Here is a 13,134-nt window from a genome sequence, read left to right as displayed (position 1 = left end):
CCGCAGCGCCGATGGTACTGCACCCGGAAGGGTGTGGGAGAGTAGGACACCGCCGGACCACACCACCAGGGTCGAGCCCCCGCACCACACGGTGCGGGGGCTCCCCACATTTAACACCCATCACCCAGCACGAGCTCTACGGGACAGGCCCTCATCCCACGATGAGGGCCTGTGCTCTTCCTTGGGCCCCGCTGCCGCCGGCGAGCGAGCCGGACCCGCGATACGGCCGCCGCTCCACGGACCGACCGCTGTCCGTCACAGAAGCGCGGGACCGGCCGACAGCGGATAATGCGGGCATGGATGCGACCGACCATGAGTCCTTCACCCCGAGGGTGATCGAGCAGGACGAGCAGCACACGGCGGTGGTGACCGGAACGGTGGCCATGGGCGAGCTGCGGGAGTTCTTCGACCGCGCCTTCGGCGAACTGGGACAGGCGATGTCCGACGGGGCGTTCGAGCCGACGGGTCCTCCGATGGCCGTCTACCACGGGGTTCCGGCGGGGACGGTGCACCTGGAGGTGGGTTTCCCGGTGCAGGGGGAGGTCTCCCCGAAGGGCGCAGTGGTGGCGGGCCGGCTGTCCGCCTCTCGCGTGGCGACGTCCGTGCACCGCGGCAACTACGACGACCTCGGGCGATCCTGGCAGCACCTGGCGGAGTGGGCGGGGCAGCAGGGGCTCGCCCTCGGCGACCGCATGTGGGAGGTCTACGTGACCGAGCCGCGGCCGGGGGACGACCCTGCCGACATGGTCACCGAGCTCTACTGGATGCTTCGTCCCTGATGTCCCGCGGGCCGCTCGGCCCACGGCCGGGGAAGGCCTCGTCGATCCCGCCGCCGAAGACGTACACGCCCGCCGCCTTGGCCTCCTCGATGACGGCGTGCGAGGCCTCCACCACCGCCTCGAAATCCTCCTCGGGGACCACCATGGCCTCACTCGGGAACGAGATCAGGTACTTCGTCATGGAAGGGCTCCTCTGCTCCGGCGGCGTCGTCCCTCGGCTCCTCGGCGGGGCACCGCACGGGTGCCCGCCCGATGATGGCTCCGACGCCGGACCTCGGGTCAAGGCGGAGCTTCGGGAACGATCCGCGGCATCCGGTCGAAGGAGACCGACCGAGCGGGCGCTGCGGGGCCCCGCCCCGCAGCGGATGGAGCCGGACGACTACCGAGCGGTGTGTGCGTCCGACAGCGTCAGCTCCGCCGGGTTCTCCTGTGCGGATCCGGTCGCGGTGTGCCGGCCGATGAGCTTGTTCATGACCACGGCGATGGCACCGTCCCCGGTCACGTTCGTCGCGGTGCCGAAGGAGTCGATGGCGATGTACGTGGCGATCATCAGGGCCACCGCGGTCTCGTCGAAGCCGAGCATGCCCTGGAGCAGACCCACGGCGGCCATGATCGCGCCGCCGGGAACGCCCGGGGCGGCGACCATCGTGATCCCCAGCATGAGGATGAAGCCCACGTAGGCCACGTCGTCGACGGGGGTGCCGGTGATGGTCATGACGGCCGTCGAGAACAGCACGATCTTCAGCGTGGACCCGGCGAGGTGGATCGTCGCGCTCAGCGGGATCACGAAGCCTGCCACGGACGGACGGACGCCGTTGGCCTCCGCGCACCTCAGGGTGACTGGGATGGTCGCGGCGGAGGACGACGTGCCCAGCGCTGTGGCGTAGGCCGGCAGCATGTTCTTCAGCAGGGTCGCGGGGTTGCGGCCCACGTAGATCCCCGCGACGACGTACTGGGCGACGAGCAGCACGACGGACAGGGCCAGGGCGACGAGCACCACCTTCGAGAAGGTGGCGACGACCACCAGGATCTGTCCGTTCATGGTGAGGCCCATGAACATCCCGAAGATGTAGAGGGGCAGCAGCGGGATGATGACCAGCTCCACGATGCGCATGATGATCCGGCGCAGGTCGTCCATGCTCCGGTGGAGGGTGTCACCCGGTATGAGGGTGATGCCCACCCCCAGGCAGAAGGCCAGGAGAAGCGCTGTCATGACGCCGAACACGGGTTCCATCTCGAGCGTGAAGAAGCCGGCGAGGGCGCTCTCCTCCGGGTTGGCCAGGGCGTCGACGTCTCGCTCCCCGGCCAGCAGCCACGGGTATCCGGCGCGGGCGACGGCGAAGGCCAGCAGACCGGAGAGGACGGTGGAGGCGTACGCGATGGCGGCGGTCACGCCGAGCCACTTGCCGGCCCCTCTGCCGAGGTCGCCGATGGCCGGGGTGACGAGACCGACGATCAGCAGCGGGACGATGAAGCCGAGGAAAGCGCTGAAGAGGCCGTTGAACGTCAGGAAGACTCGGGCGAGCGGTTCGGGAAAGAACAGACCGCAGGCGACGCCCAGGACGATGCCGAGCAGCACGCGCACCAGGAGGTGGGACGTGAGGGGTTTTTTGGACATGAGCCCATCATCCGACGAGGGAGCGGCCGGGGACGAATCGGGACAGAGGGTCGTCGGACCTGCTTATACAATGGGAACGATCATCATGGCGGACCGTTCTCCGGCCACCGCCGACATCCACGAGAGCCGACCGGCACCGCGTCGGCACAGAGGAGCGGTACGTGTCCGAGTCTTTCCAGCACGGGTCCCGGGACGAGCGTCGGAACGGACATTCCGGCGACCGCCGGTCCGGCGGAGGAGCCGGGCGCGAGGGCGACCGGTCCGGCGCCCAGCCCCGACGCCGTTTCGACGAGGGGCAGCGCGGTCCGGCTCGCGACGGCGAGGCGCGCGGACGCAACTCCCAGGACCGCGGAGCCGCCGACCGGCCCGGCCGCGACCGTCAGGACGAGCGTCGTGGCGGGTACGCGCCGCGAGGTGACCGGCGTGATGACCGGTCGGGTGAGCGGGGGTCGCGCCGGGAGGGCGAGGGCTACCGCGGTCGCCGCGACGACCGCCAGGACGACCGTCGTGGCGGGTACGCGCCGCGAGGTGACCGGCGTGATGACCGGCACGGTGACCGTCGCGGAGGCTACGGCGACGACCGCCGGCGTGATGACCGTCAGGGTGAGCGGGGGCCGCGCCGGGAGGGCGAGGGCTACCGCGGTCGCCGCGACGACCGGCAGGACGACCGTCGCGGTGGCTACGCCCCGCGAGGCGACCGGCGCGATGACCGGCAGGACGAGCGTCGTGGCGGGTACGCCCCGCGCGGTGACCGGCCGGGTGAGCGGGGGCCGCGTCGTGAGGGCGAGGGCTACCGCGGTCGCCGCGACGACCGGCAGGACGACCGTCGCGGTGGCTACGCCCCGCGCGGTGACCGGCGCGATGACCGGCAGGACGACCGTCGTGGCGGGTACGCCCCGCGCGGTGACCGGCGTGACGACCGGCCGGGTGAGCGGGGGCCGCGTCGTGAGGGCGAGGGCTACCGCGGTCGCCGCGACGACCGCCAGGACGAGCGTCGCGGTGGCTACGCCCCGCGCGGTGACCGGCGGGACGACCGGCAAGGTGACCGTCGCGGAGGCCACGGCGACGACCGCCGCGGCGGGTACGCGCCGCGAGGTGACCGACGCGGCGGGTTCCCGGACCGCGACGAGGGCTACCGGGGCCGGCGTGACGACCGGGACGACGTCTCGACCCACCGTCACCGGGCGCCCGAGGTGGACGAGGACATCACGGGTCGTGAGCTCGACAAGCCGACCCGTGCCCAGCTGGGGGCGCTCGAGCCGCGCAACGCCGAGGCCGTCGCCAAGCACCTGGTCATGGCCGGGCGCTACCTGTTCGACGTCCCCGAGCTCGCGCTCGAGCACGCGCTGGCGGCGGGACGGCGCGGCGGCCGCATCGCCGCCGTGCGGGAGGCGACCGGCGTCGCGGCGTACGAGGCGGGTGACTACGCACTGGCGCTCAAGGAGCTGCGCACGTTCCGCCGGATGACCGGAGCCGACATCCACCTGCCCCTGATGGTCGACTGCGAGCGGGCCCTCGGACGCCTGGACAAGGCCGTGGAGCTCGCGACGTCCGAGGCCGTGCAGTCGCTCGAGCCCAGCGAGAAGGTGGAGCTGGCCATCGTGCTGGCCGGCATGCGCCGGGACCAGGGGGACGCCCAGGGTGCGGTGGACGCGCTGACCATTCCGCAGCTGGACAGGAACCGGGGCTTCCCCTACAGCCCCCGGCTGTTCCGCGCCTACGCCGAGGCCCTGCGGGGTGTCGGCAGGGACCGCGAGGCCCTGACCTGGGACCGGCAGGCCGTGGTGGCCGAGGCCGCCCTCGGGACGGGGCAGTTCGCCGAGCCGGAGATCGTCGACTTCGACGACGAGGAGGAGACCGAGCAGGTGCCGGCCGGCGGCGTCGTCCTGGCCGACGCCGAGGACACGGCCCAGGACCCGACCTCGGACCCGGCGGACGCACCGGCCGCAGACGCGGTCGAGGCCTCCGGCGACGATCCGGGCCTCGACCCCGACGGCGGGGCGGACGACGAGAGCGAGGACGTGCTCGACGAGGGCACCGAGGAGGAACCGGACCTGGATCCGGACGACGAGGCGGAGGGCTCGGAGCACGACCTGGACCCGGACGACGACTTCGAGGGCGGCTCCGAGGCCGACCTCGACCCGGACGACGACGAGGATCTCACCGACCTCGACGGCGACGACGCGAGTGACGACGAGCGTGACGAGGCGAGCGACGGCACGGACGGCGGCCCGCGGCGTGGCTGAGCGGCTGCTCGACCGGTACGACGCCGTCCTGAGCGATCTGGACGGCGTCGTCTACGCCGGCCCGCACGCCATCCCCGGCGCACCGGAGGTCCTCCGCCGGATCTCCGAGGACGGCGTGCCCGTGGTGTTCGTGACGAACAACGCCTCGCGCTCCGTCGCGACGGTCGCCGAGCACCTGACGGACCTGGGCGTACCCACGGGCCCGGACGGCGTGGTGAGCGCCGCGCAGGCGGGAGCCGAGCTCCTGGCGCAGCGGGTCCCGGCCGGCACCGCGGTGCTCGTCACCGGTTCCCAGGCCCTGGCCGACGTCGTCGCGGAGGCCGGGCTGGTCCCGGTCCGCGCCCAGTCCGACGAGCCCCGCGCCGTGATCCAGGGCTTCGACCCCGGCCTGGGCTGGGCCGAGCTGGCCGAGGCCGCGTACACGCTGGCCGACCCGGACGTGCTGTGGGTCGCGACCAACACCGACCGCACCATTCCGCAGGCCCGCGGTCTGGCGCCCGGCAACGGCACGCTCGTGGCCGCCGTGGCGGCCACGACGGCGCGGCCGCCGGTCGTGGCCGGCAAGCCGGAGGCCCCCATCTTCCGCACCGCCGCCGAGCGGGCGGGCAGCGCCCGGCCCGTGGTGCTGGGGGACCGGCTGGACACCGACATCCGGGGCGGCAACGCCGCCGGCTTCGCGACGATCGCGGTCCTCACCGGGGTGGACACCGTGCACACGATCCTCGCCGCGTGCAGCGCGGAGCGCCCGGACCACGTCGTCGGGACCCTGCACGCGCTCTTCGAGCCGTATCCCGAGGTCGAGGTCTCGTCCTCCGCCGGAGCGCACTCCGCGCGCTGCGGAGCGGCGGAGGCCGAGACCGACGGCACGCGGCTGCGGATCCGCGGCGCCCAGGACGACCTCGACGCCTGGCGGGCCGCGTGCGCGGCCTGGTGGGCGGCGCACCCCGACACCGACGTCCCCGTGGTCCCGGACCCCGAGTGGGAGGCGGGCGAGTGACCGGGGGCGCCGGGGCGCAGCGCCCGGCCGGGGACGACGGCGCAGCCCTGCGCCCGACCGGTCACGCCCGGGTGGACGCCGTGCTGGACCGTGCCGGTGAGCTGGAGGCGCTGCCGGTCGCGGAGCACCCCGGCCGCTACGACGAGCTGCACGCGGCACTCGTCGCCGAGCTCGACGCCGAGCCCGGCACGGTCCCCGCCGGCCTCGTGCCGCGACCCGGCACCGGACAGGAGGAGGCGGCGCACCGGTGAGCTCCCGTCTCGACCAGGAGCTGACCGCGCGGGCGCTGGCCCGCTCCCGCACGGTCGCCGCCCGGTGGATCGGCGAGGGCCGGGTCCTCGTGAACGGCCGCCCCGCGACCAAGCCCTCCGTCCGGGTCGGCCCCGAGGACCTGCTGGAGGTCCGGCCCGCGGACGTCCCGGACTACGTCAGCCGGGCCGGGCACAAGCTCGCCGGAGCGCTCGCGGCCTTCCCGGACATCGACGTGGCGGGCAAGCGGTGCCTCGACGCCGGCGCCTCGACGGGCGGGTTCACCGACGTGCTGCTGCGACGGGGCGCCCGGGAGGTGGTCGCCGTGGACGTGGGCCACGACCAGCTCGACCCCTCGCTCCGGGCCGACCCCCGGGTGCGGGTGCTGGAGGGCATGAACGTGCGCTGGATGCGCCCCGAGGACATCGGCGGCCCGGCGGAGCTCACGGTCTGCGACCTGTCCTTCATCTCGCTCACCCTGGTCCTGGAGCCGCTGGCGGCGGCCACGGTGCCGGGCGGTGACCTCGTGCTCATGGTCAAGCCGCAGTTCGAGGTCGGTGCCGAGCGCCTCGCGCGCACGGGGGTGGTCACGAGCGAGCAGGAGCGGGCCCGGGCCGTCGAGGCCGTGGCCGCCGCCGCCCGGGCCCACGGACTGTCGGTCCGGGGCCGGGAGCGCAGCCCGCTGCCGGGCCAGGACGGCAACCACGAGTTCTTCCTGTGGTGCCGCCGGGACCAGCCGTCCTGACTGTCCCCGCCCTCGCGTAGGGTGGTGAGCGGTGCCCGGTCCGCGGGCACGGCGTGCGCCACGGGCCGGTCCCGGTCCTGACGACGCCCGCGCGCACCGAGCAGTCGAGAACGGGAGGACCCGGTGAGCAGAAAGATCCTGGTCATGGCCCACATGGGCCGGCAAGAGGCCAAGGACGCCGCCCGCGACTCCTGTCTCCAGCTGCACGAGGCCGGCCTGGTGCCGGTGATCTCGCGGGCGGACCTCGAGGCGCTCCAGGAGGACGCGGAGCCGCTCGCGCCCGTGGAGGTCATCGAGGAGGACGTCTCCCTGCGGGAGATCGAGCTCGTCATGGTGCTCGGCGGGGACGGGTCCATCCTGCGCGCCGCCGAACTGGTGCGCAGCGTGGACACCCCGCTGCTCGGGGTCAACCTGGGCCACGTGGGCTTCCTCGCCGAGAGCGAGCGCTCCGACCTGCGCGAGTCCGTGGAGGCCATCGTGGACGGGCGCTACACGGTGGAGCAGCGCATGACGATCGACGTCACCGTGTGGCAGGGCGAGAAGAAGGTCCTGCACACCTGGGCGCTGAACGAGGCCTCGGTGGAGAAGGGCGACCGCGAGAAGATGGTCGAGGTGGTCATCGAGGTGGACCGCCGGCCGCTGAGCACCTTCGGGTGCGACGGTGTGGTCCTCGCCACCCCGACCGGCTCCACCGCCTACGCGTTCTCCGCAGGCGGGCCCGTGGTGTGGCCAGAGGTCGAGGCGCTGCTCATGGTGCCCCTCAGCGCCCACGCCCTGTTCTCCCGGCCCCTGGTCATCTCCCCGAACTCCATGATGGCCGTCGAGGTCCTCACCCGCACCGACGCCCGCGGCGTGCTGTGGTGCGACGGCCGCCGGACCACCGAGCTGCCGCCGGGCTCCCGGATCGAGGTGGTGCGCTCCCCGAAGGCGGTCAATCTCGCGCGGATGCACCTCACCCCCTTCTCGGAGCGGCTCGTGCGGAAGTTCGAGCTGCCCACGAGCGGCTGGCGGGGGCCGGTGCCCCCGCACGAGGCGGCCGCGGCGCGGACCACGGCCCTGCCCGTCGTCCGCGGCGACGAGGCGCAGGAGCAGCAGAAGTCCACCGTCGGGCACGAGATGCCGCACGAGCCGGACGCCCCGGCGCCCACCGTACCCACGACGAGTCCGGGGAGGCCGGCTGAATGATCGAGGAGATCCGCATCCACGACCTCGGGGTCATCACCGACGCCGTGCTGCCCCTCGGCCCGGGGCTGAGCATCCTCTCCGGTGAGACCGGCGCGGGCAAGACCATGGTGGTGACCGCCCTCGGGATGCTGCTGGGCAACCGCTCCGACGCCGGCGCCGTGCGCTCCGGGGCGCCCAAGGCCGTCGCCGAGGCCGTCGTGCGGGTGCCGGCCGGCCATCCCGCCGCGGTCCTCGTCGAGGACGCCGGCGGCGCGGTCGACGTCGAGGCCGTCGGGGACGCCGAGGAGGCCCTCGTCACCGTCGCGCGGACGGTGACCGCGGAGGGGCGCAGCCGCGCCCACGTCGGTGGCCGCTCCGCTCCCGTGGGCACCCTCTCCGCGGTGGGCCAGACCCTGGTGGCGGTGCACGGCCAGTCCGACCAGCTGCGGCTGAGGTCCCCGGCCGCCCAGCGCCACGCCCTGGACCAGTACGCGGGGGAGGAGCTGGCCGCCGAGCTGCGCCGCTACCGGGAGCGCCTCGCCGAGTACCGCTCCGTGCAGCAGACCCTGCGCGAGGTCACCGAGCACGGCCGCGAACGCGCCCTCGAGGCGCAGAGTCTGCAGGGCGCCCTCGAGGAGATCGACGCCGTGGACCCCCAGCCCGGCGAGGACGAGCGCCTCGACCAGGAGAGCCAGAAGCTGACCAACCTCGAGCAGCTGCGCGCCGCCGCCCTCACGGCCCACGCCGCTCTGAGCGGCGGGGAGTTCGCCGACGCCGACACCCCGGACGCGACCGCCCTCGTGGCGGCGGCGCACCGGGCCCTGGAGCAGGAGGCCGGCTCCGACCGTGATCTCGAGGAGCTCTCGGGGCGGGTCGCCGAGCTGGCCGTGCTCGTCAACGACATCGCCGCGGACCTCTCGGGATACGCCTCGGGGCTCGACGACGAGGGCCCCGCCCGCCTGGCCGAGGTGGAGTCCCGGCGGGCCAAGCTCAAGTCCCTGACCCGCAAGTACGGCGCCACCGTGGACGAGGTCCTCGACTGGGCGGGGCGCTCGCGGGCGCGCCTCGACGAGCTGACGGACGACCCCGCGCGGGAGCAGGAGCTCCGGGCGCGGCTCGAGCAGCTGCACGCCGAGCTGAGCGAGCTGGCCGCGCGGATGACCGAACGGCGCCGGGACGCCGCCCACCGGCTCTCCGGGGCCGTCAGCTCCGAGCTCACGGCGCTGGCCATGCCCAACGCCTCCCTCGTCATCGAGGTCGAGCCCACCGAGGAGTTCTCCGGCCACGGGAGGGACGAGATCTCGTTCCTCCTCAGACCGCACGCCGCCGCCGCGCCCCGGCCCCTCGGCAAGGGCGCCTCCGGCGGTGAGCTGTCCCGTCTCATGCTCGCCATCGAGGTGGTCCTCGCCGCCGTGGACCCCGTGCCCACCTTCGTCTTCGACGAGGTGGACTCGGGGGTGGGCGGCAAGGCCGCCGTGGAGATCGGCCGCCGGCTGAAGATGCTCGCCCAGCACGTCCAGGTCCTCGTGGTGACGCACCTGCCGCAGGTCGCGGCGTTCGCCGACCAGCACATCCTCGTCACCAAGAGCACGGACGCCACGGTCAGCGACGTGCGCGTGCTCGACACGGAGGAGCGCGTGGTGGAGCTCGCCCGCATGCTCGCCGGCCACGAGGACTCCGCGGCGGCCCGTGAGCACGCCCGGGAGCTCGTCCGTGGCGCGGTGCTCTGAGGTGCCGCCGCCCGGTGATCCCCAGCACGCAACCGACGTCCTGAGCGGACAAGAATGATAGGGTCGAATTCCGTGGTGAATGCAAACGAAGCCGCCCACGAGGCCGGCGCACAGCAGACCGAAAACCAGCGACCGGGCAAGGTGACCCGCCAGATCTTCGTGACGGGCGGCGTGGCCTCCTCCCTCGGCAAGGGCCTGACGGCCTCGTCCCTCGGGATGCTGCTGCGGGCGCGCGGGCTCTCCGTGACGATGCAGAAGCTGGATCCGTACCTCAACGTCGATCCGGGCACCATGAACCCCTTCCAGCACGGCGAGGTCTTCGTGACCGACGACGGGGCGGAGACCGACCTCGACATCGGCCACTACGAGCGGTTCCTCGACGAGAACCTCGACGCCTCGGCGAACGTGACCACCGGACAGGTGTACTCCACGGTCATCGCCAAGGAGCGCCGCGGCGAGTACCTCGGGGACACCGTCCAGGTCATCCCCCACATCACCGACGAGCTGAAGAACCGCATGCGCCGCCGCGCGCAGGGCGACGACCAGCCGGACATCATCATCACCGAGATCGGCGGCACGGTCGGCGACATCGAGTCCCAGCCGTTCCTCGAGGCCGCGCGGCAGGTCCGCCAGGACGTCGGCCGCCGCAACGTGTTCTACCTGCACGTCTCCCTGATCCCGTACATCGGTCCTTCGGGCGAGCTGAAGACCAAGCCGACCCAGCACTCCGTGGCGGCGCTGCGCGGGCTCGGCATCCAGCCGGACGCGCTGGTGCTGCGCTCCGACCGGCAGGTGCCGGACACGATGCTGCGCAAGATCGGCAACGCCTGCGACGTCGACCACGACGCCGTGATCTCCTGCCCCGACGCCCCGAGCATCTACGACATCCCCCGGACCCTGCACAGCCAGGGGCTCGACACCTACATCCTCGACTACCTGGGGCTGGACTACCGGGATGCGGACCTGGCGCAGTGGGAGCGGCTGCTCAAGGCCGTGCACGAGCCCTCCCACTTCGTCACGGTGGCCATGGTCGGGAAGTACATCGACCTGCCGGACGCCTACCTGTCGGTCTCCGAGGCCCTGCGGGCCGGCGGCTTCGCCAACGACGCCCGCGTGAAGATCAAGTGGGTGGCCTCGGACCTGTGCGAGACGCCGGAGGGCGCCCAGCGCGAGCTCGGCGACGTCGACGCGATCTGCGTCCCCGGGGGCTTCGGCATCCGCGGCATCGAGGGCAAGCTCGGCACCCTGCGCTTCGCCCGGGAGCACCGCATCCCGACCCTCGGGCTGTGCCTGGGCCTGCAGTGCATGGTCATCGAGTTCGCCCGCTCGGAGCTCGGCCTGGCGGGGGCCTCCTCGACCGAGTTCGAGCCGGAGACCGCCCACCCGGTCGTGGCGACCATGGACGAGCAGAAGCAGTTCGTCGAGGGTGCCGGTGACCTGGGCGGCACCATGCGGCTCGGCCTCTACGACGCGCAGCTGCGGCCCGGGTCCGTCGTGGCCGGCGCCTACGGCTCCACCGAGGTCAAGGAGCGCCACCGTCACCGCTACGAGGTCAACAACGAGTACCGCGAGCGCCTCGAGGAGGCGGGGCTCGTGATCTCCGGGACCTCTCCGGGCGGCACCCTCGTGGAGTTCGTGGAGCTGCCCGCCGACGTCCACCCGTACTACGTGGGCACCCAGGCGCACCCCGAGCTCATGTCCCGCCCGACCCGCCCGCACCCGCTGTTCGACGGGCTCGTCAAGGCGGCCCTCGAGCGCCGTCAGGCCGAGGGCCGCTGAGCCCCCGCCCGTCACCGCACGGGCGTCCCGGTGCAGGCGCCGGTCCGCGCGCGCCCCGGCGCCTGCACCGTCTCCCCACCCGCACCCCGCCCGCCGCTCCCGTCGCCCCGCGACGGCGGCCGCTCCGAAAGGGACCCCATGGACATCCGCCACCTCGCACCCGAGGAGCTCTCCGACCAGCTCAGCGTCCGCCGCACGGTGGCCTCCGAGACGGTCTACGAGGGCTTCATCTGGGACGTCCGGCGCGACGAGTTCGAGCTCGCCCGGGGGGAGGACCCGCTGCGGCGCGACTACATCACCCACCCCGGCGCGGTGTCCGTGCTCGTGCTCAACGACCGCGACGAGGTGTTCCTGATCAACCAGTACCGCCGGCCGGTCGGGATGACCATGTGGGAGATCCCCGCCGGCCTGCTCGACGTCGAGGGGGAGGACCCCGCCGTGGCGGCCCAGCGGGAGCTCGCGGAGGAGGCCGACCTGCGGGCCGAGCGCTGGGACGTGCTCGTGGACTTCCACAACAGCCCCGGTTCCTCCTCGGAGGCCAACCGGATCTTCCTGGCCCGTGGTCTCAGCGACGTCCCCGACCACGAGCTCCACGAGCGGGACGGCGAGGAGGCGGAGATCCACGGGGCGTGGGTCCCGCTCGACGGCGCGGTGCGGGCGGTGCTGGAGGGCCGGCTGAACTCGCCCGCCGCGGTGATCGGGGTCCTTGCCGCCCACGCCGCCCGGGCGGAGGGCTACCGGTCCCTGCGCCCGGCCGACGCCCCGTGGCCCGGTCACCCCGACCTCCGGTGACCGGCCTCCCCACCGGCGGGACGTCCGGGACCTCGCCCGGCGCCCCGTCCGGTGACCACCCCGGCGACGCGCTCGACCGCGCCCTGGAGCGCTATCTGCAGCACCTGGCCGTCGAACGGGGCCTGGCCGCCAACACGCTGGCCGCCTACCGCCGGGACCTGCGCCGCTACGCCGAGCACCTCCGCGAGCGGACGGACCCGCCCGTGACCACCCCGGAGGGCATCACCACCGGTCACGTGCGCGACTTCCTCCGGGACCTGTCCGCCGGGTCGCAGGACAGCGCGCCCCTGAGCACCCGCAGCGCCGCCCGCACCCTCGTCGCGGTCCGGGGCGCCCACCGGTTCTGGGTCCTCGAGGGGATGACGCGCACGGACCCCGCGGCCCCCGTCCAGCCGCCCACGCCCGGGATGCGCCTGCCCAAGGCCGTCCCGGTCGAGCAGGTCACCGCGCTGCTCGAGTCGACCGGCACCGACACCCCCCAGCAGCTGCGCGACCGGGCGCTGCTGGAGCTGCTCTACTCGACGGGCGCCCGGATCTCGGAGGCGACCGGCCTCGACGTCGACGACCTCTCCCGGGCCGTGCGCCGCAGCGGGGAACCGGAGGAGAGCGGAGCGGGGATGCCCTTCGTGCGGCTGTTCGGCAAGGGCGGCAAGGAACGGATGGTGCCGCTCGGCTCCTGGGCCGTGCGCGCCGTGGACGAGTGGCTCGTGCGGGGCCGGCCCGCGCTCGCCGCCCGGGGACGAGGCACCCCCGCGCTGTTCCTCAACGCCCGGGGCGAGCGGATCAGCCGCCAGACGGCGTGGACCACGGTGAAGAGCGCGGCGGAGCGGGTGGGCCTGGGCGACCGGATCACCCCGCACACGCTGCGCCACTCCTTCGCGACCCACCTCCTCGAGGGCGGCGCCGACCTGCGGGTCGTCCAGGAGCTGCTCGGCCACGCGTCGGTCAGCACCACCCAGGTCTACACCCTGGTGACCGTCGACTCCCTGCGCGAGGTCTACGCCGCAGCCCACCCCCGCGCCCGGTAGCCGGGGC

General features: G+C 73.7%; 12 protein-coding genes and 1 pseudogene. 10 read left to right on the top strand and 3 right to left on the bottom strand.

The genetic code is table 11. The features are described from left to right. The first annotated feature begins 296 nt into the window (after positions 1–296). The gene (locus ACP7CD_RS18145; protein WP_126346399.1) at positions 297–779 is read left to right on the top strand and encodes a GyrI-like domain-containing protein; all 483 of its coding nucleotides are present in this window, start codon (positions 297–299) and stop codon (positions 777–779) included. Positions 780–816: 37 nt separating this feature from the next. Here ACP7CD_RS18145 and ACP7CD_RS18140 read toward each other — a convergent pair. The 3 genes and pseudogenes from ACP7CD_RS18140 to ACP7CD_RS18130 form a co-directional block, all read right to left on the bottom strand. Further along, a pseudogene (locus ACP7CD_RS18140) lies at positions 817–960 on the bottom strand (transcription initiation protein); the annotation flags it as partial. Between the two features lie 198 nt (positions 961–1,158). Then, positions 1,159–2,397, bottom strand: coding sequence for a dicarboxylate/amino acid:cation symporter (locus tag ACP7CD_RS18135; protein ID WP_109223005.1), 1,239 nt, complete (start codon positions 2,395–2,397; stop codon positions 1,159–1,161). A gap of 83 nt (positions 2,398–2,480) precedes the next feature. Further along, complete coding sequence (locus ACP7CD_RS18130) at positions 2,481–3,578, bottom strand: hypothetical protein (protein WP_426120809.1); 1,098 nt, start codon at positions 3,576–3,578, stop codon at positions 2,481–2,483. A gap of 12 nt (positions 3,579–3,590) precedes the next feature. On the opposite strand from ACP7CD_RS18130, the gene ACP7CD_RS18125 reads away from it, so the two are divergent. The 9 genes from ACP7CD_RS18125 (at position 3,591) to ACP7CD_RS18085 (ending at position 13,127) form a co-directional block, all read left to right on the top strand. Beyond that, complete coding sequence (locus tag ACP7CD_RS18125) at positions 3,591–4,643, top strand: hypothetical protein (protein ID WP_181821083.1); 1,053 nt, start codon at positions 3,591–3,593, stop codon at positions 4,641–4,643. Then, positions 4,636–5,640, top strand: coding sequence for an HAD-IIA family hydrolase (locus tag ACP7CD_RS18120; protein ID WP_017834278.1), 1,005 nt, complete (start codon positions 4,636–4,638; stop codon positions 5,638–5,640). The genes ACP7CD_RS18125 and ACP7CD_RS18120 overlap by 8 nt, the downstream gene beginning before the upstream one ends. Further along, positions 5,637–5,891 (top strand): hypothetical protein, encoded by a 255-nt coding sequence (locus ACP7CD_RS18115; protein ID WP_109244423.1) that lies wholly within the window; start codon positions 5,637–5,639, stop codon positions 5,889–5,891. Before ACP7CD_RS18120 ends, ACP7CD_RS18115 begins: the two co-directional genes overlap by 4 nt. Then, positions 5,888–6,634: a TlyA family RNA methyltransferase gene (locus ACP7CD_RS18110; RefSeq protein WP_017834276.1), complete on the top strand. Its 747-nt coding sequence runs from the start codon at positions 5,888–5,890 to the stop codon at positions 6,632–6,634. Before ACP7CD_RS18115 ends, ACP7CD_RS18110 begins: the two co-directional genes overlap by 4 nt. Positions 6,635–6,757: 123 nt before the next feature. After that, positions 6,758–7,819 carry an NAD kinase gene (locus ACP7CD_RS18105; protein WP_081615829.1) on the top strand — a complete coding sequence of 354 codons (1,062 nt, stop codon included), beginning with the start codon at positions 6,758–6,760 and terminating at the stop codon, positions 7,817–7,819. Continuing rightward, positions 7,816–9,528 carry a DNA repair protein RecN gene (gene recN, locus ACP7CD_RS18100; RefSeq protein WP_336650727.1) on the top strand — a complete coding sequence of 571 codons (1,713 nt, stop codon included), beginning with the start codon at positions 7,816–7,818 and terminating at the stop codon, positions 9,526–9,528. The genes ACP7CD_RS18105 and recN overlap by 4 nt, the downstream gene beginning before the upstream one ends. 54 nt (positions 9,529–9,582) lie before the next feature. Continuing rightward, positions 9,583–11,307, top strand: coding sequence for a CTP synthase (locus ACP7CD_RS18095; protein WP_368828456.1), 1,725 nt, complete (start codon positions 9,583–9,585; stop codon positions 11,305–11,307). Between the two features lie 138 nt (positions 11,308–11,445). After that, positions 11,446–12,099 carry an NUDIX domain-containing protein gene (locus tag ACP7CD_RS18090; protein ID WP_109268733.1) on the top strand — a complete coding sequence of 218 codons (654 nt, stop codon included), beginning with the start codon at positions 11,446–11,448 and terminating at the stop codon, positions 12,097–12,099. Beyond that, positions 12,096–13,127, top strand: coding sequence for a site-specific tyrosine recombinase XerD (locus ACP7CD_RS18085; RefSeq protein WP_109268734.1), 1,032 nt, complete (start codon positions 12,096–12,098; stop codon positions 13,125–13,127). The genes ACP7CD_RS18090 and ACP7CD_RS18085 overlap by 4 nt, the downstream gene beginning before the upstream one ends. The last annotated feature ends 7 nt before the right edge of the window (positions 13,128–13,134 follow it).

Source organism: Kocuria sp. LHG3120 (assembly GCF_049897445.1).
GTDB classification, from domain to species: domain Bacteria; phylum Actinomycetota; class Actinomycetes; order Actinomycetales; family Micrococcaceae; genus Kocuria; species Kocuria rosea.
Note: the sequence above shows the minus strand (reverse complement) of the source record. Positions and strands in the feature narration are given on the sequence as shown.